Origin of the sequence: Pantoea brenneri (genome assembly GCF_038594305.1) — a bacterium.
GTDB lineage: Bacteria > Pseudomonadota > Gammaproteobacteria > Enterobacterales > Enterobacteriaceae > Pantoea > Pantoea brenneri.
In genome coordinates this window covers 45,079-62,693 of the sequence record NZ_JBCGBG010000011.1, presented here as the reverse complement: position 1 = coordinate 62,693, position 17,615 = coordinate 45,079, and the positions used below count along the sequence as shown (strand labels likewise).

Below are 17,615 nucleotides of genomic sequence, written 5' to 3'. Positions count from 1 at the left end.
CACATGAGCAGTAATGAAATTACCGATATCGGCGTTATGGCGGGGAAGGCTTACGGCACTGCGCCATTGTCGGCCGATATGCAGTATCTGGAGACCTACACCAGTTCCGCGTTGAACCGAAAACTGAAAGGCATAGTGCGATCCGGCTTTTACCTCGGCTTCTCGCCGGTCGCCGGTTCCGGGCTAAATGTTGTCGTTACTTCGAAAGGGGCAGAAGGCGGGCAGGGTGCGGCCTCGATCGATGTGAACGCGCATCAGATCACCGTTCAGCACCTGGCCGATCTGATACTGCCAGTCATGGCGGGCAAAACTACCCGCATTGTGCTGGAGGCAAACTACAAACTGGGCGTTAAGACTGACCAGGTTGATATCACCTCAACGGTTGAGGCCGCACGCGTATTTGCGCAGGATATCTCTGTTGCGCTGAAGCCGAACCAGCTGGAGCTCTGCCGCGTACTGGTGCCAACCGGCACCACGCAGGTTACTCAGGCGATGATCGTCACTAACTACCGCATCAACCGGCAGGTCGGTATTACGCTGGATTCGATCTACACCAGCGATGATGAGCTGATTGCGGCCAACCTTAAGGGGCTGAAAATCCTCAAAGGTATGATCGATAACAACATGGTCATTGCCAATAACGGCTCGGATATTCACGACAAAGCGATGTTCCGGGAAAACATCGAGCTGGATCAGCTGGTCAATGAGAAGCAGCTGGTCGCCAGTGAAAATCTGGCTGATCTGCCAGACGTGCCGGAGGCGCGTAAACACCTCGGCCTCGGTACCGCTGCACAGGCGGATCAGCAGACAAACCCGCTGGATATGACGCCGGGTGCGCTCATGGCCGTGGGTGCATTTGGTGTAGGCGCGCCGTCTCTTGTTCTGGACAGCAAAATCACCTCGCTGGCCGACGTATCAGTGACGGAACAGAATGCTTTCTGGACGCTGAGTGGCACCTTTAACGATGGCCCGGTTGATCTCGGTAAAACCACGCAGACGCTGAGCGGTCAGCTGTTTAACATGCGCCGAAAGTATGACGCTGACGCTTCGCTGCTGCAGCTGCTGGTTGCACAGGGTGGCATGTTGTACTGGCGCTCGGCGGGCAAAGTTTCAGGCGCCTGGGTGTGGTCCGGGCTGTCAGCTGGCGCGGACAAAAACGGCTGGCGTAAGGTGATGGACAGCGCCAGCATGACATTGGCCGATCTGGTCAGGGCGGGCGCGGCAAAGGCGGGCGATAACAACGACATTACCAGCACCAGCCAGCTATCAAGCATCAATACGCCAAAACTGACAGTCTCAAAAAATCTGGAAGTTGGCTCTCAAATCAGTGCCGGATATCGTATTGGAGTGATTCGTTCTGAACCTTCAGTTCCGTCGATGACGTTTTTACGGACCGATCAGTTGGGTGATAAGCCGCCGACGTATGAAACGGACGTGATGCAGATTGTTGGCCGGGTTGCGGCATTAAGTGGTGATGCCTGGAGCGGCAGGATTCTCGGTGGCATTACCACTACAAACATGACCCACGGTGGCGGAAAAATTGTGGTAGATGCGCGCTCGTCAACCGGCGTCATTACCGCACGTCTCGCTCTGAACGGCGGAGACGGCTTAGCCACACTGCAGGGGGCTGGCGGACTGGCTATCATCGGTGGTGGTGGCTTGACTTCTGATGGTGCGGGATCCTTTACCTCAGACGTTGCTACGTTACAACTGCGGCCAGCCTCCAAAGACAAAGCCTACTATCTGCGCGGCAAAAAGTCAGATGACACGCTGCACTGGTATTTCGGCCAGTCTAGGGACAGCAACGATGCCGTGACCTGGGGTAACTCAATCACGAGTACATGGCTCACCCTGTCAGGCGACGGTACCGGCGAAACCAATGTTTCGACAATGAATCTCCTGAACAATGCGGTTGTCGGCGGCAACCTTACGGTAAACAGGGGCGCTGACTTTACCGGCCCGGTAAACGTGCTGGCAAAAGGCGCAACCGCAGTAGGCGATCTGACTAATGCCGCGCTGGTGGTAACAGGCAGCAGCAGTGACGGCACTCAGGGGATCACAGTTAACAGCTTTGCGCCTACAGTCACCTTTATCGATCGCGACGCAGAAGCAGCGGGCTTCCGCCTGAGAGGCGAGGGTAGCAGCCTGCGTCTCGATGTGGATAGCCGGAATAACGGTGTAACGTGGAACCAGAATATCGCGCTTTTCAGCGACAAAGGCCACCTTGCACTTGGCGGCGGCAGTGACAGCACAAGCCGTATGCTGACAATCGGAAACTCCGCACCCGGCAAAGGCAATATGTCGGGTTCGACGCAGATTGCAGCAATGGCTTATGCAAACATTGGCGCAGAGGCAAAGACTCTCGGTGTTGGCTTCGGAGTGGAACTGTCCGTAGGTGATGGTTCCACCGGGCAGACTGTGGCTGACCTGGTAGAGTTTTGGGGTAATAGCAGCATTGTAAACACCAATGCTGCAGTCGCGCTTTTATCCTCATTCCGTTCTTATGACAAAACGAGTACCAGTATTGCAACAGCCTATGCTTTTGAAGGCCGTCAGGCAGCACGCAGTGGATTAAGCCGCTGGAACCTGTTTATGCAGGGAACCGCGCCAAACTATATTCGCGGACAGACCATCATTGGTGGTGTGGATACAACTCTTCCGGCCAGTTATATAACCTTAGCGGTAAAAGGCGGATTGGAAGTTAGCGATATATTACGAGCTAGTAATGCGGCAGAGTTTAGAGGACAGGTCAGTCTTATTTCACAGAACCCATATATTGACTTCAACTCATCAGTTTCACAGATGAATGACTTTGATGCACGCATTCTGGTTGATCCGACTAATGCAACCATATCTGGTCAGGCAACCATGAATATTCTTGCCGGTCTTCTGAATGTTAATGCGAAATCGCATATTATAGGGCAGTTAATCGTTGATAAAGATGCACACTTTGATGACGCCATTTATGCGAGGGGGAAATTATTTACATCTACCCGTATAAGTATTGGCAACGAAGGTACAGGAGTTTTTGCTAGCTCCAGTGCTTCAATCAATATAGGAGATAATGATACGGGATTTGTTTGCCCTAATGATGGTCTTCTTGATTTTTATGCGAATAATGCGCTGACCGCACGCTTTAGTCCTAATCAGATTTACGCTTACGGACGATTTGTCACCGAAGATGCAAACGGCTTGCGTATCCGCCCACCTGGCGGTAGCGGCATCGGTATGATCCACAGGTTCGATGGCGCAAACTATTACTTGATGGTCACAAACCAGAACGATCCCGATGGCGGTTATAACAATCTCAGACCGTTTAGTTTTAGCGGCACTACTGGCAACGTTAATATGGGCCATAGTGTGGGTATAGGTGGCAACCTAACTGTAAACGCAAACATCAGTTCAGGTGGCGATGTTATTGCTCAGAACTATTTTCGCTCTGGTAATGGACAGGTTGTTATACATCCGGACGGAAATTTATCGGGTCCGCTATGGGGTGGATACCTCTATAATTTTATAATTGGAAGATTTGTAACGGGCGTCAGATTTGCCGGTTTTAAACAAGCTGGGTCCTGGAACGGACCGGGTATTACTGAAGAGAGTGGCTACGTTTTAACGTCTGCCAGAAACGACAACCAGGATCAATATATAGATGTCGTGACTGCGCGATGCGTTCAGTACTGTATCAACGGCGGCTGGTATACGGCAGGCTTTGCGTAAGGAATAACATGTTAAATTTTGGACCTTTTGAAGTATATACGCCAGATATTCCGGTAGTTACGGAATCCTCATCTGAAGAGGAATTAGAACTGGCTGCTAAGTTAAAGTCGTTAACTGAAATGAATATCATTTTCGTCCGATGCAAAAGCGGCCAGGACTGGTATGAATCTCAACCACGGTTTTCGCCAGATACGATGAAGATTGTCTATGACGAAGCAGGCCGGATTGTCAGCTTTGACATGGATGTTTCAAAGCTGTGGCCAATCAACTGCTGGGTGGCAGAGGTGGACGCCTCCGATATTCCTGATGGCATGGATAGATCAGGCGGGTGGATTTACCATAACGGTAAAATACAGGCGTATGAGCATACCGCCGCAGAGCTGCAGGAAATGGCGGAGCGCACCAGAAATTCCCTACTGGCAAAAGCGCGGGCCTACATCAGCGACTGGCAGGCGGAACTGGCTCTTGGCATGCTGCCGGACACTGACAAGAAGCAGCTGGTGGAGTGGATGAACTACATCCGGCAGCTGAAAGAAACAGATATCGGCAGCGTGCCAGAATCTGCCTGGCCTGCACCACCGGCAGTCTTCTAATCCTCATCAAAACAGCGCCTCCGGGCGCTGTTTTTCTTTACCTCTCTAAATTACAGACTCCGTACCCTCTCGCCACCTGATTACCAGGTGCTAAGGGGGGTATGTGACCGATGTAGAAAAAATGCTCGCGGTTTCGCTTCTCCTGTCTTTGCTGAGTGGCACAGGCGTTTTCCTGCTGGGAGTGCGCGAATACCGGATCCGACCGACAGTATTCAACTTTACCACCGAGCTTGTGCTGGCGCTGATTACGGGCCTCACAGCCTATTTCTTTGCCCGCCAGCAGGGACTGGACGAAATCGTGATTTACCTCGCCGTGTTGGTTGCAAGCAACAACTGGCGTGAACTCTCAACCGTGTTTAAAGAACGACTCATTGCGGCAATAAACGGCGTATTTGGGTCAAAAGGAGGCTCCGGCCCATGATTGATTACCAGAACCTGTTTATCACAGCGATGGCGGCGGCGATGGTTGTCGATCGCTGCGCCTTTGCCCGTAAAAAAGTGTCCTTGCTGGGATGTGGTACGGCTACCGTGCGCGGCAACGCACTGGCGTTCCCGGTCCGCCTGAACATTGCCTGCGTGGGTAAACTCGCGGGAGCCAAAATTGAGTACTGGCTGCGCGACAGTAATGATCCGACAGTGGTCATTTCTGGCAAACAGCGCACGCTGGATCTCTCACCAAAAGGCGTGAGCGAAGAGTTTTTGCTGATCGACACGCGCTATCTGGAACCGGGCGAGTGGTCACTGACAATACGCGTTACCCACGGTAACAGCCGCCTGAACCCGCTTTATCGCATCTTCCCGCTGCAGGATACCGTCACCAGAACCTACCAGCTGAGCCAGTCAGAGCAGGGGGAATACCGTGTCGAATCCTAAAACCTACGTCCTGCTGAGCTTTGACGAGCTCAACGAGAAGGGCCTGGCGAAGCTGAAAAAGGCGATCGCCACCAGCGGCTTTGAAATAGCCAAAATCACCGCCGCCGGCGCAGCCCGGAAAAAGGATGGCGTTCTCACTAAAACCTTCAGCCTCACCGGCATGGACGAGCAGGTTATGACCGTGCAGGTCAACGACAGCGGCGACATTTCCGGCCTGAAGCTGAACGGCAAAAATGTGCCGTTTACCCACGTCACCACGATCCCCGACCTGGGCCGCCAGCTGGCCGCGCTATTTAAGAAAGGCTCGACGGCATTTCAGAAGGCGCTGGCGCGCAAGATGGCACGCGCCGCTGCCAGCAAGGACGACTCACCGCAGCCAAAGCGCGGCGTGAAATCGTCAGTGCAGATGCTGGCAGAAGTGCGACAGCAGCGTGACGCGTACAAAGCGGGGATCGCGGAAACCCAGGCTAAAGCGGACCAGCTGACGCGGGCTGCCGACGCGGCACAAAAAAACGCGGACAGCTTACAGACCGAGCTTAATCAGGAGCAGGCGATCACCCGTCAGCTGAAAGAGCAAATCGCCCAACTGGAAGAGGCAGCATGATGAATGAGATTTTAAGCAACCGCATGGTGCTGGACCTCCAGAGCCACACACCGGGCGCAATGCTGGCGCAGGCTGTTTATGACGGCCTGATGACTGGCAGCAGCGCGGATATGATGCTGGAAAGCGTCACGATCGACGATATCGATCATACCTATCTGGGAAATGAAAGCCTGGTACCGGGTGCGATGTTCGAAGCGATCAGCACCGAGCGTATGCGGCTGGCGCAAACCATGCGCGCCTTTGTGAAGGCCTTAAACCGTGGACTGAATGGGACCAGTATCAGCGCCGGAACAGACGACGCAGGCGCGGATACAACCGGGCAGAAAACCGTGGGCGGCGCGGTGATTGGTAAAGTGCGCCGTGTGGCCAGCATACCGGTTATGAGTGCGCTGATCCCATTATCAGACGGGCAAAGCGTGTCGCTGGTGTTCCACTCTCCGACCGCTGACAACGGCAAAATCCGCAATCAGGATACGCTGGTGGCGTTTCAGTTCCTGATCAACAGGCGCGATGTGACGCACATTGTGGCTCCAATCGGCGGACGGGATGTATCGCTGCAGCAGGTTACGCAGGCGCTTTCTAACCTGATCGAGAAGAACAGCGGCAAATTCACAAAGCAGAAGGACGCACAGACGAAGCTGCGCGCCGAAGTGGAAACCACGCAAGCCGAAACGGACAAGCTGGCGGAGCAGCAGTCTGCACTGCTGGAGGTGGTGGATGCACAAACCGCGCGCGTGCAGATGCAGCAGGATAATGAGCAGACGCTGCGCGGCAAAGTCGCGGCACAGCGCCAGATTAATGACGACCTTACCGGACAGCTGGCGGCGCTGCAGCAGGCGAAAGCCAGTGAGCCTGAGAGCACGGACACTTTCAGCGATCGCACTATTCAGGTTAAAGCGCGCCTGAACATGGACGGACAGGCAACGCTGAGCAACGGCGCGACGGTCCGCTATCACAGTTATGACCAGGACGGAGAGCTTAAAGGCAAGGTGATCATCACCGAAGCCGACGGGACCACGTTTGAAATGCCGTCCAAATCCAGCCAGGGCGCAGAGATGGGTAAAGCGGCTACCAAACTGCTGAAAGCCTACCGCACCGGCGCGGCGGAGTCATATCGCGTTGCGGCAGGTGCGGCAGCGCCGGTAGAGCCAGAGCCAACGCCTGGGCAACGTAAGCTGTCAGCGCGTGCCACTGAAATGACCAAAGGCGAAGGCGCGGAGCGTGACGGGCGCCTGCTTATGTCTGTTGAGGGGCCAGAGGACTTCATGCGTTATGCAGAGAAGGAGCTGGATAAAGATTTTACTAACTCTCAGACCGAAGAAGCAGGCGAGAAATATGGTGATATTGCGCTGTTCTATGGAGTGGATCGTGGGGATAAATCGCTCTTTATGGCAGCCTGGAAGCAGCTCAAATCCGACTGGATGAATGGCGCTGAGTTACCTGTAAAAGAACCCGCACCACAGCCACAGTCACAACCTGAACCACAGCCACAACCGGAACCTGTCACACCTGCAGCCGTCTGGCGCTATGCGCTGGTAAACCGTCCAGTGGGTATCGGCGCAGTACCGCCTGAATATACCTCAGTTGCAGATCAGCCAGCAGCGGGCCAGCCGTACAGCGGCGTTGCGCGCAACGGCATTATTTCCTACGACCGTCCGCTGACCGATAAAGAGATTGCCGACTTTGAACTGAAGCTGATCCCGACGCATGCGGACCTTGATGCGCTGGCCGACGCCGTGGCCGCCAAGATGAGTGATTACGCCGCACAATACCTTGAAATGTCGGCAGAGGACCAGGACACCTACGCAAAACAGGTGCGCATGGTTGCCCGTAAAATTCTGATCGGCGTTGCATACCCGGAAGGTGAAGACCTGGATTATTTCAATCAGGCCATTGATGCCAGGTTGCAGACCCTGGCCGCAGGTGAGCCAAAGCAGGAAAAGACTGACGTGACTGACGATCGAGAAACGACAGACCCATTCTGGATGGCAGCGAAGCGCCTGGGTGATCTCGTCGGCTGGGCGTCTGATCTTGTAAATGCCTGGGCTGAAGCGCAGGGCTATGACAGTGAGCAGATGAGGGTGGCGGCGGATTATGTGGCGGCTAATCAGAGTCCTGAGTACCTGAAGGCAGTAGAGGCGGCAATGGTCACTGGCAAGCGTATCCCACTGGTGGAGGAACTGAGTACCGCTGAGCCAGAGCCACAGCTACAACCGGAGCCACAACCGGAGCCACAACCGGAGCCAGTGCCGGAGGCTGATACCGAAGCGAAGAAAGCGATCGATTATCTCCAGGGGCTGACCTCGCTCGATACCGACGATATGGACGTGATCCGCGCTGGCCGTAATCAGGTCCGCGAGGCAATTGCAGCACTGACGGCCGCGGGCGTGTTTGATGAAAACGAGTCCCTGGTCAATGACGCCGTGCAGCACCTGAGCGATCTGCTGGTGGCCGTGCAGCGTAATGGGGTGGCCGCATGAGCTTAACCGCACTGCAAAAGCTGGATTTAGCCGACCAGTTGGACGAGCTGATTATCAAAGCGCCGACCTTAAAGGGGCTGGACCTGCTGGATCTCAATGACCAGATGGAGGCAATCATGCTCCAGCTGGGTTATGGCGCTGCACCAGCACCCGCCACCAGCGCACCCGATCCGGTCCCGGAGCCAGCGCCCCTCCTGATAACCTCCGACCGGCGAAGCTGACTGATTCAGGCATGAGCAGCCACGGCGCGCCAATCGTGGGCGCTGATAACGTGGTGGAGTCGGGCAATGGCCGCTCGATGGGGATCACACGCGCCTATGAGCAGGGACAGGCCGACGAGTACAGGCAGTACCTGATTGAGCACGCAAAAGATTACGGCCTTAAAGCGTCGGATATCGCGCAAATGGACATGCCGGTACTGGTGCGTGAGCGCATTACCGATGTTGACCGTGCGCAGTTTGCGAAAGACTCCAACCTCTCCGATTTACAGGAAATGGCAGCGAGTGAGAAGGCCTTTGTAGATGCCGAAATGCTTGATGAGCGTCTGATGGCCATCTTCAATCCGTCCGACGACGGCAACCTTCTGGCACGCTCAAACGACGGTTTTATCCGGGCATTCATGAAAGAGATTGGCGACACAGCGACCGCAGGCTTGCTGACCGAAGACGGGCGCCCGACGAAGCAGCTGATTGACCGCATGCAGAATGCGATCTTTGCCCGCGCCTACAAGGATGAACGCCTGGTTAAGCTGGTTTCTGAAGAGCCGGATCCTGAAATGCGCAACATCCTGACGGCACTCAATACGGCGGCCAGCGAGTTTGCGCAGATGCAGATGCTGTCCGGAGACGTTCACCGGCAGGCCGTCACCGGGCTGGTAGACGGGGTGCAGTCGGTGGATGGTCTTGATCAGCAGGCAATCGCCGCGCTGCAGGATGCTATTAAGCTGGTGCGCCAGGCAAAAGACAGCGGGCAGGCCATACAGGAAGTGCTGGCACAGCAGGGACTGTTTGAGGAATCCAGCAAAGAGGCCGAGGCACTGGCGCTGTTTATCGTGGCAAATAACCGCAGCGCCAAACGTATCGGGGCCGCGTTTAAAAAAATGGCGCAGAAGATCAACGACGAGCTGTTACACCAGCAGCAGGCGCTGGGAGATATGTTCGGCGGCGGCGAGCTGACGCTTACCGACGTTCTGACTGCCGTATCCGGGGAGATCGAAGAAGAATTTGGCGAAGGTAAGGGGTTAAACTTTGCCATGTTCGAGTCTGTGAGCACGCCGGCAAAGGACTAACTTTTAATGGCTCATAATGCGTCAGCTCAGACTTGAGCTGACAGTTTTACTGGCATCACATCATTAAATTTGACCGTCTGTTTGAGCGAGGAGCAGACATTAACGCCGCGTTCAACCGCTTGTCCGATGAACGCCTTTTTAGTTGAGCTATTTATTCCAAGCCGTAATGCTGTATAAATGCTTATTATTAAGCTTTTCATTTACTTCGTCTTTTCGCCCTAAGTAAACAAATTCCATTATGTCATTAAATTCTTCATTCTCAGTACTACTCTTATCAAGAATCCCTTTATCTAAGTAGAGTGGTTTTGCCTGCTCAAAGTTATTGTAAAGCAATCCTTGACTCTCTAGCATTAAGGCGACTTGCTCCAAACGCTCTAGGCAACAAATGTACATATTTGCAGGGGCATTAGCAACAGCTAACTCCGCTTGCGGTTTTCCATAAGCAACTTCAATAGCGGAAATAGCTTCATCCGTGTAAGGAAGTATGCTAGATAACTCACTTTTCCTTTTATTTAGCCAACTTAATGCGTCCTTTTTGTCAAACGCTTTGAGCAGAACTAAACATAACTTATCAATAACTAAAATATTGTCCTTTTTATAGTTATAGAGATTGTCGAGAACAAAAAACCTAATGATTGGAGGGAGTATGGAAAACGCGGACACAACTTCACTGCTGGAACCAAATTTATACTTTTTAAAATACAAAATAAACAAGCTTGCGTACAATTTAAATAATGCTTTAATTGCAGAATCTACATCAGTATCAAGAACAGGTTGTGGGTTTTTTGTATGGGTGCATTTATTCCCTAATTTCTGTAGCTTTCTAACAGCCCCCATTAAAAATTTATCATCAGAACTCACATCCTTTAATTTCTTAATAACTTTAAAATTACCGAGTGTAACGTCTTCGTTTTTAGGGAAGTCGCCTAATTTTCGTACGACAACTTCTGCATATTGTCGAATTGTAGAGATTTTACCGATATTTGATCTGGATTCTAAGTAAAAGGCGTCACTAATTAGATCTTTAACTAAATCTTCATATGCTTTATTTATGAACTTCATTTTTCTGCATCCGTGATAGAGAACTCTTGATGGCTAGTATTTTAATAACATCCATGCGCATTTAGCCCCTTTGACCAGCCCGGCTATGCTGTGAATGATTACTTAAAGTCAGACAATTACTAATATTTGTCAAATCCATTTTTTTGCGATAGCGCGTATGCGAGTTACCCCGCCAGAGAACAAATGCGGCTTTTTTTCCGCTGCAAAATACAAACTCCATACAGTCCGTCTCTTCATCAACACAGAGAGCGGAACCATAATGGACCAATCCCCAAACCGTAAAGCCTTTGGCGACATGTTGGCCTTTTCCGAAGGCACCAGTACTCATCCGTTAACCCGTATGCGTGGCTATGACGTCATCGTGACCGGGCTGGGCGAAAAACAGGGCGAAATCTTCACCGATTTTAGCGATCACCCCTTTGCACATCGCCCTGCAAAACAGCTCAATCAAAAAAGCCTGGCGTCTACTGCTGCGGGCCGCTATCAGCAGCTTTATCGTTACTGGCCTGCCTACAAAAAGCAGCTGTGTCTGCCTGACTTTAGTCCTGCCTCACAGGAGCGGTTACTCGATCAGCTGCTGAAAGAGCAGGGTGCTTATGCAGACGTACTGGCAGGGCGGATCCGCACGGCGATCGGTAAAACCAATGATATCTGGGCCTCGCTCACTGGCTCACCTTATGGTCAGAAAACGCACAAGATTGAAGCGCTGCTGACGGCCTATGTGAACGCTGGTGGCACTGTTACCGATTAACAGCCTCGAAAGCCTTCAGGTATGACTGAGTAATCCAAACCCGCCGAAAAGCTGCCGCTCAATGGGTCAGAGTAGCGGCGGCCTTTCGGCATCCTGCCACCAGCAGGCTTTGCCCTGAACGTGGACTTAAGCGCTTGGTAGGCTTCATGCAGTACGCCACCTTTACGCTGATACTCTTCTGCGCTTCGCTCATTTTGTGCTGCTGACGATGCTGCTGCCAGCTGCTTTTGCGTGTTCTGGTAGATCCCGAATTTTTTCACCGCGGCCGGTTGTGGTTCTGACGATTTTTCAATCACAGAATTTAATGGCTCCCCATTTTGTATTTCTCTTTTACTGGAGGAATCTCTTAATTCTTGTTGGTCAGATTGACCAGGGGGAGCCTGTTCATTCTGACTAGGGGTGTTGTGGATAAAATCGTTTTTAAAGAAGGCGTTAGCGATAACTCTCCGGACTATGGTCTGGCGTCCGGACGGCTTCAGATTTGCCTCTTTCAGGGCTTCCAGGCTGGCCCGGACAAAGGACAGCGCTTTACTGGTAAACGTGTATTTACTGGGTTTGCTGACGCTATGATTTTTCTCGTCACGCTGCTCTTCATAGCTGAGGATCCCCAACTTGACTGCAGCACGATAAGCACGCTGAACGGTAGAGATACTGCAACCGGCTTCTTCGGCCAAATTCCTGAGCGATTTGACGATGATGAAATCGGACGTGGAACCGGCCAGATTGCAGGCGAATTTTAAGACACGGGTAACTGACTTTGGGAGGGGGGAAAGTTCGATAATAGGGGTGAGATCAAAGCCTGTAATTCGGACAGATCTGTGCTCGTTATTTGAGCGAAGTACGGGAAAAGTGTTGCCGGGATCGGCGCTTTTAGCTACTATAGGCACGCTTTTTGTTCCTTCAAGTTGGACATTATTTTTTGTTCCTTCCTGTTTGGGATACGGGCACGCTTTAACTCCCTGCTACTGGGAATTAAGAGATGGTGTCCTCCACGAGACAACAGGTGCAATGCCTGAGTCAGTGGTTTAAAAGCAACTTCCTACCAAAGAAGTTGTACGGCACAACGCCGGTGTGGTCCGCTAAACCACGCAATGTTGTTTAAAAATCGTCTGCGCTAACAGGCGATTTTTTTTCGTCTTCATATTCAGCCGCTAAACTGAATTTGAGGCCGGATGATAAACGTGATCCGATAAAGGATCAACACTCAGTTTTTTCCTAATTTTTAGTTATCACTAAAACGTGCCCCTATTTTCAGGGCACGATTTCTTTTTCCTCTTCTTATCTTAGGTTAATCCACAGCAGCGGTGCTGAGGCCACGGCTGGCGGGCGCGTCTCTGGTAATGTGTGCTGGTAGGCGGTTCCGATCGGCAGCGTTGCCGTTGCACTTGTGCCGATTGATTCCAGCATTGCCGCGACGATCTGCGCGTCTTCTGGCGTATCCATCCGGCATAGTGCCGCCTGTTGGGCTTTACTTAAAAAAAGCGGCATGTTAGCCAGCGCATCCTTCATAATTCGGCGGCGTGCCTTTGCGACAGTGCCTGCGTTCTCAATCATCAGCTGCGCATTTCGCAGACGTTCCTCCAGCTCCAGACGCTTTCCATGCTCAATGTGAAGCGCAGATTCCATCAGCGAAGAATCAGCAGACTCCATCATTGGCGCTTGGCCGCGCAGTGTTTCAAAGTGCTGGATAATGTCAGCCGCTTGGTTCTCTGAATACCCCTTTTCCATCAGGCCCGCGTGCATCGCGTCAGCGCGTTCGCTGGCCGATTCAAGCAGAAGAGCAGGGTGATCCTGGCTGATATAGTTCGGATTGGTCACATAATCGAAGCCGTGAAAGCTGGTCACTTTGGAAATGGCGTTGTCATCGCCGCCTGTCGCCCATGACCAGCCACCGGCGCGGGAACGGTTCATGCCGTCAACGATATTGCCAGGCTCGGTGTCCAGGATCTCCTGAACGTGCGTCACGATACCGTTATCATCCACGCTGGCCTCAAGCGTCCGGTTAGACGGCACGTTTTCCAGCGTCACCGGCTTGCCGTCGATCATGACAACTGCAAATTCCGGCAGATTGAGCCGCCCGGTCTTGGCGTAATAGGCGGCACGGCGTCCGTGGCCGTAATACCCGAACATTTCCCCCAGCTGGATTCGCTCCAGGGTTTCGGGGCTGGCGAACGTTTCGCGGACAGAGCGCAGCAGGTAATTGCGGTCATTCTGTGGCGTGAAGCGGCGGATTTTATCAATCAGAGAAAAACGGTCCGTAACAGTGCGGAGAGTGTTCATAAAAACCTCATAATCACAATGGGATACCCCGCAAAGCGGCGGCAGCGCAGGCGATCACCAGCGCGAAGGGATGGTAGAAAGGTTGTAATTTATGAGGTTAGCGATTATTCAGTCGCATCTGGATCTAATGACCAGTGGATAATTTCACATAAGACATATTGAATTTATCAGCATGGTGGCTATAGTGTGCGCGCCGCATGAGTTTAGCGGTCAGGATTGGAACCCTGCCAAAGCATAAGAACTGGCACATAGTGCCTTCGGCGCTACCACGTCCGGATGAATCCGGGCGTATCAATGGTGGCGTTGGTGGGGCTACCTTCGGGTAGGCCGGTTTTCTTGTGCACCGGTAGTTCCAACCCTGTCAACGTCACCACCCGGAGATTGGAACCTCCCGTTGTGACGCGTCTCAAAGCACAGGGAGCATTTCATGTCTGATATCCCCGACACGCCACCCCAGGCGGAAACAGGTTTCAACCACGCCATGACAGCTATCAGCCAGACGGACAGTAATATCTGTCGTCGTACCAAATGGGGCGATACACCTGTTCATGTATTCACTGAAACAGACGCTGACAGTCAGAGGCAGTTTATTGTCATGAGCGAGTCAGGCGTACTGTCTTTTTATGATCCTACTCCTGACGACATTATTTCAGCTGACTGGAGAGTTATTTCGCTGCTACACTGAAGCGTCATGATTTTGCTTATGGCTGAGATATCAGGTCCGGTTCAGGTTGCGTCCGTTAATTTACTTTGATTAACTCTGTACGCCTCGGATTCTCATTCGGGTACGTAAAATTTAGTGCCAGGCTGAATTTACAGGCTCCATACCCGCAGACCAACTACCAATAATAATAATCAATATCATTATCTTTCTCCTGTTTAAACAGGATCAATATTGCATAAAGGAATTAGCATGTTAGAGGCTAAGAAATACTATGTCTGCTTTCACCATGAAAGCGGTATTCTGATGCACCGTGAAGGCTGTAAACTTCTCCCAAAAACGCCTGAAAGCCGGATATTTATCGGCACGCTCTACACCCCGCAACAGGCAATGACTGTGGCACTGGGCCATCACAGTAATTCTGAGCGATGCCCAGAATGTTTAAAAATCCAGAATCCTGAAGAAAAAGACTCCCGCAAGGAGCGACTGCTTAATCTCAGTCAGAAACCTAAAAAGAGGCCTGCGCCCAAAGCAAAGAAGGCGATAGCGACGCAGGCATGCCAGCCTGTTAAGCCTGCTGCTCCACTGATGAAACAGGCAATTGCGCGGGAGCAGGCCGGTCCGCAGCAGGTTGTGAAAATTAAAAAAGGTGTTGAGGCTGTTGCTGTACAACATTTTGTTTATGACTGGCCTAATTAGCTGCATCCAATATCGCAAAGCAGCTTTCTGAAAAGTGGCTGTCTGTAACCGCACGAAGGCTTACTCAAGTGCGGTTTTTTTTGCCTGCAATTAAGATGTTATTAAGCATTAACATAATAACCCTTAATAATAATTTTTGGTGTTAACTAAACAGGAAGCAATAATTTTAATGATCAGGGTAAAATTACCTCTTGTTTTATTTAATGAGTTTAGGTAGGGCGATAAAATGCAATGCAGTAAAATTCATTTTTACATGGCTTTTTTAGCCTAGCATAATTCTCATTAGATATACTGAATTGGCTAAGATTTTCCGATGTAAAGATTGAAATTCAGGGATTTACATGCCACTAAGTGATTACATTGTAAACAATGCGAATGGTGATTAGGACAGGATAAATATAGAGTTCACTAAAAAATGTTTTAAAATTAAAACTAGAGTGCTAAATTTTGTTAACGCAGACGAGCTAATGTGAAAAAGTTCGATATATAAATTTTACATAGACACGACTGCGGCTATCACGGATTATGGATAATTACGAATAGCAACAATTCCGAATGGTACTTCCATTACACGCAGCAAAAGGATATGGCATGTACAGCGCCATAAAGTTCTACGTCAGTGACCACGGTAACAGCGGGTTACTGCTGCACCGGATTGACTGTCCCCGGCTACCCGCTAAGGAAGGCAGGACATTTATTGGCAGCTGTTATTCACTGTTACAGGCACTGAGCGTGGCAAAACGAAGTTACAAAGGGGTGATGCCGTGTCCATACTGCGCGGCACTTCCTGAGATAAATGCAGCTGAATCTGATGCGTCTGTTTTATTAAACACCGCCCGAAAGCCGCAGAAAAAATAAGCTGCCTGTCAGTCTCTCTGGGTTATTGATTTACAGGACGGCTAAATATCACTCTTATTTCACATCCTTCTGTATCGCATTGATAAGGCGTTTATCAACCGCACATCCCCTGGATGTGCGGTTTTTTTAAACGCTGGTCAGTTGTCGGGTGTTGTCACATAACGGGCAAATGCCACCAGCTCGTCATGCGTCCAGCTTTCCGGATCCGAACCGCCAGGCGCTGATTCATTCATCATGCTGCCATTACCGCCTTCCTCATCCTGCGCGTCCGCCTTCTTCCTGCTCTTCTCAAACTCCGCCAGCATTTTGTCGAGCGTGCCGCCGTCCATTTTCAGCTGATCGCTGAACAGGTAGCGCATGAACGTGTCGTTCTCCGCCAGCTTGTTGTTAGCCTGCAGCGCGTCCATGACCTGCACCATCAGGGTAATGAAGTTGGCGCGGGCGTCCAATTCCCGGTTTTCTTCTTCCTGAATGGCGGTGTTCATTGAGTTGAACTGAACTACATAGGGCCGATCCTTAACCGGGTAAACTTTGCCGTATTTGAATGCCAGGTGAATATCGATCAGCCGGTAAATCATTTCCTGCGCGCCCTGTCGCAGCCACTGCGCCCGGAGTGCCGCCTGTATAGCCGTCTGAATCCAGCCGCCTTCACCCAGCCCGCCCGCCATCTGATCGGCCCAGCCCAGCATAGTCGAGTCGATACCGAGCGCAGCGCACAGCTGGCGCAGGTGAAACATCACGTCCTCAATGCCGGTAATGTCCGCGGGTATCGACTGCGTATCGATCGTAATGCCGTTTTTACCTTCTCCCATCACCGGGATCACATGGTTCATAACGGTTGGCATTGTGTTGCCGTTAACCGCTTTTTTCTGGAGTGCTTCGCCGTGGCGCTTGAGCGTCTGCGACACAGTGCGGGTGTAGTTCGCACCGACCACCGGATCGAGTGAGTTGGTTGTCAGGGCAATAAGGCGGTCAATTTTGGCGGCGTTGTAGCGTGTTGCCTTCAGCGCATTCAGCGCGCCGACCAGATTCAGGAAAGGCTCATAGGCATGCGCCAGGAAGCTGGTGCCGTAGTTCTGTGTCTCCGCAACCTCCTTGTCCTCTTCCTCTGATAGCAGAGAGTAACCACGATTGCCGGACGTCACGGGCTGAACGTTGCGTGTCGGGGTCCAGTACGGATTTTTCATCGAAACCAGAGACCACGGGGTTGATAGTGTGCGGGTGTGGGTATCGGGTGCCAGCACGTAGTCACCGCCGAATCCCACCAGCTGATCGCCTTTGTAAAACTCCTGAATGAAGTAGGGCAACGAATAATAGCTGTTTTCCAGGCTGGTGATCCCTTTCCCGGTCCGGGCATAAGGGCGCACGTAGGAGACGCCGAAAATGGCCATCGTCATGGCCAGCGACGGCAGGTGCCGGTTAATCATCGCGCCCAGATCGTCCTGCAGCTCTTTCGCCCGCGCCGCGCCTTCTTCGTCGGACGGATCGACCGGCACGATAGCGAATGCAAGCCCGGTTTTTTTATCCGGCGAGAGTGCGTGGCCGATGTGAATATTCAGCGCGGCTGAGCACGTCGGACTATTCGCCATTTCCTCCAGAATTGCATAGCGCTGCAGCCTGTCCAGCGGCAGCTCCGCGCCCAGGTAAAGACTATCACCAGCGGAAGTCATTTCCCCCGCCTTTCCCTCGTTGTAGGCCATCGCCGCCAGCCCGGAGCGTGAGACGACCACATTCTGTCCGTTGGTC

The 17,615-nt window shown here is 52.0% G+C and carries 15 protein-coding genes and 1 pseudogene; 12 read left to right on the top strand and 4 right to left on the bottom strand.

Annotated features, from left to right (window positions below):
- Positions 1 to 3: 3 nt before the first annotated feature.
- The 8 genes and pseudogenes from AABB92_RS22675 to AABB92_RS22640 all read left to right on the top strand — a co-directional run.
- Positions 4 to 3,720, top strand: a complete 3,717-nt coding sequence (locus tag AABB92_RS22675) for a phage tail fiber protein (RefSeq protein WP_052720734.1) — start codon at positions 4 to 6, stop codon at positions 3,718 to 3,720.
- Between the two features lie 8 nt (positions 3,721 to 3,728).
- On the top strand, positions 3,729 to 4,313 hold the full coding sequence (locus tag AABB92_RS22670; protein ID WP_052720732.1) for a tail fiber assembly protein: 585 nt from the start codon (positions 3,729 to 3,731) through the stop codon (positions 4,311 to 4,313).
- A 103-nt stretch (positions 4,314 to 4,416) separates the two neighbouring features.
- A complete protein-coding gene (locus AABB92_RS22665; RefSeq protein ID WP_008926984.1) occupies positions 4,417 to 4,734 on the top strand; it encodes a hypothetical protein in 318 nt (105 codons plus the stop codon).
- The gene (locus AABB92_RS22660) at positions 4,731 to 5,186 is read left to right on the top strand and encodes a hypothetical protein (RefSeq protein WP_031378026.1); all 456 of its coding nucleotides are present in this window, start codon (positions 4,731 to 4,733) and stop codon (positions 5,184 to 5,186) included. Before AABB92_RS22665 ends, AABB92_RS22660 begins: the two co-directional genes overlap by 4 nt.
- Positions 5,173 to 5,790 carry a defense against restriction DarA-related protein gene (locus AABB92_RS22655; RefSeq protein ID WP_046289635.1) on the top strand — a complete coding sequence of 206 codons (618 nt, stop codon included), beginning with the start codon at positions 5,173 to 5,175 and terminating at the stop codon, positions 5,788 to 5,790. The genes AABB92_RS22660 and AABB92_RS22655 overlap by 14 nt, the downstream gene beginning before the upstream one ends.
- A complete protein-coding gene (gene darA, locus AABB92_RS22650) occupies positions 5,787 to 8,270 on the top strand; it encodes an antirestriction phage head protein DarA (RefSeq protein WP_052720730.1) in 2,484 nt (827 codons plus the stop codon). The genes AABB92_RS22655 and darA overlap by 4 nt, the downstream gene beginning before the upstream one ends.
- The gene (locus AABB92_RS22645) at positions 8,267 to 8,491 is read left to right on the top strand and encodes a hypothetical protein (protein ID WP_052720729.1); all 225 of its coding nucleotides are present in this window, start codon (positions 8,267 to 8,269) and stop codon (positions 8,489 to 8,491) included. Before darA ends, AABB92_RS22645 begins: the two co-directional genes overlap by 4 nt.
- A pseudogene (locus AABB92_RS22640) lies at positions 8,470 to 9,540 on the top strand (hypothetical protein); the annotation flags it as partial. The gene AABB92_RS22645 and the pseudogene AABB92_RS22640, both read left to right, overlap by 22 nt.
- A gap of 165 nt (positions 9,541 to 9,705) precedes the next feature.
- On the opposite strand, the gene AABB92_RS22635 reads toward AABB92_RS22640, so the two are convergent.
- The gene (locus tag AABB92_RS22635) at positions 9,706 to 10,620 is read right to left on the bottom strand and encodes a hypothetical protein (protein WP_046289634.1); all 915 of its coding nucleotides are present in this window, start codon (positions 10,618 to 10,620) and stop codon (positions 9,706 to 9,708) included.
- 259 nt (positions 10,621 to 10,879) lie between these two features.
- Here AABB92_RS22635 and AABB92_RS22630 point away from each other — a divergent pair, with 259 nt between their 5' ends.
- Positions 10,880 to 11,371 (top strand): glycoside hydrolase family 24 protein, encoded by a 492-nt coding sequence (locus AABB92_RS22630; protein ID WP_031378030.1) that lies wholly within the window; start codon positions 10,880 to 10,882, stop codon positions 11,369 to 11,371.
- On the opposite strand, the gene AABB92_RS22625 is transcribed toward AABB92_RS22630, so the two are convergent.
- Both AABB92_RS22625 and AABB92_RS22620 read right to left on the bottom strand, forming a co-directional pair.
- Positions 11,368 to 12,258 carry a hypothetical protein gene (locus AABB92_RS22625; protein WP_031378031.1) on the bottom strand — a complete coding sequence of 297 codons (891 nt, stop codon included), beginning with the start codon at positions 12,256 to 12,258 and terminating at the stop codon, positions 11,368 to 11,370. The genes AABB92_RS22630 and AABB92_RS22625 overlap by 4 nt on opposite strands.
- Positions 12,259 to 12,649: 391 nt before the next feature.
- Positions 12,650 to 13,651 carry a hypothetical protein gene (locus tag AABB92_RS22620; protein ID WP_031378032.1) on the bottom strand — a complete coding sequence of 334 codons (1,002 nt, stop codon included), beginning with the start codon at positions 13,649 to 13,651 and terminating at the stop codon, positions 12,650 to 12,652.
- A gap of 276 nt (positions 13,652 to 13,927) precedes the next feature.
- Between AABB92_RS22620 and AABB92_RS23510 the strand changes: the two genes are divergently transcribed.
- The 3 genes from AABB92_RS23510 (at position 13,928) to AABB92_RS22610 (ending at position 15,011) form a co-directional block, all read left to right on the top strand.
- On the top strand, positions 13,928 to 14,086 hold the full coding sequence (locus AABB92_RS23510; RefSeq protein ID WP_152659139.1) for an ash family protein: 159 nt from the start codon (positions 13,928 to 13,930) through the stop codon (positions 14,084 to 14,086).
- Positions 14,079 to 14,336: a Thoeris anti-defense Tad2 family protein gene (locus AABB92_RS22615; RefSeq protein ID WP_031378033.1), complete on the top strand. Its 258-nt coding sequence runs from the start codon at positions 14,079 to 14,081 to the stop codon at positions 14,334 to 14,336. Before AABB92_RS23510 ends, AABB92_RS22615 begins: the two co-directional genes overlap by 8 nt.
- 228 nt (positions 14,337 to 14,564) lie before the next feature.
- Positions 14,565 to 15,011: a hypothetical protein gene (locus AABB92_RS22610; protein WP_052720727.1), complete on the top strand. Its 447-nt coding sequence runs from the start codon at positions 14,565 to 14,567 to the stop codon at positions 15,009 to 15,011.
- Positions 15,012 to 16,006: 995 nt separating this feature from the next.
- Here the strand turns inward: AABB92_RS22610 and AABB92_RS22605 are convergent.
- Positions 16,007 to 17,599: a phage portal protein gene (locus AABB92_RS22605; RefSeq protein ID WP_238585888.1), complete on the bottom strand. Its 1,593-nt coding sequence runs from the start codon at positions 17,597 to 17,599 to the stop codon at positions 16,007 to 16,009.
- Positions 17,600 to 17,615: the final 16 nt, after the last annotated feature.

Bases quoted from the DNA above. Each gene is read 5' to 3' on its own strand.
- AABB92_RS22645 (WP_052720729.1), top strand. From the start codon at position 8,267: ATGAGCTTAACCGCACTGCAAAAGCTGGATTTAGCCGACCAGTTGGAC.
- AABB92_RS22630 (WP_031378030.1), top strand. From the start codon at position 10,880: ATGGACCAATCCCCAAACCGTAAAGCCTTTGGCGACATGTTGGCCTTT.
- AABB92_RS23510 (WP_152659139.1), top strand. From the start codon at position 13,928: ATGAATCCGGGCGTATCAATGGTGGCGTTGGTGGGGCTACCTTCGGGT.
- AABB92_RS22635 (WP_046289634.1), bottom strand. From the start codon at position 10,620: ATGAAGTTCATAAATAAAGCATATGAAGATTTAGTTAAAGATCTAATT.
- AABB92_RS22660 (WP_031378026.1), top strand. From the start codon at position 4,731: ATGATTGATTACCAGAACCTGTTTATCACAGCGATGGCGGCGGCGATG.
- AABB92_RS22615 (WP_031378033.1), top strand. From the start codon at position 14,079: ATGTCTGATATCCCCGACACGCCACCCCAGGCGGAAACAGGTTTCAAC.
- AABB92_RS22670 (WP_052720732.1), top strand. From the start codon at position 3,729: ATGTTAAATTTTGGACCTTTTGAAGTATATACGCCAGATATTCCGGTA.
- AABB92_RS22675 (WP_052720734.1), top strand. From the start codon at position 4: ATGAGCAGTAATGAAATTACCGATATCGGCGTTATGGCGGGGAAGGCT.
- AABB92_RS22620 (WP_031378032.1), bottom strand. From the start codon at position 13,651: ATGAACACTCTCCGCACTGTTACGGACCGTTTTTCTCTGATTGATAAA.
- darA (WP_052720730.1), top strand. From the start codon at position 5,787: ATGATGAATGAGATTTTAAGCAACCGCATGGTGCTGGACCTCCAGAGC.
- AABB92_RS22610 (WP_052720727.1), top strand. From the start codon at position 14,565: ATGTTAGAGGCTAAGAAATACTATGTCTGCTTTCACCATGAAAGCGGT.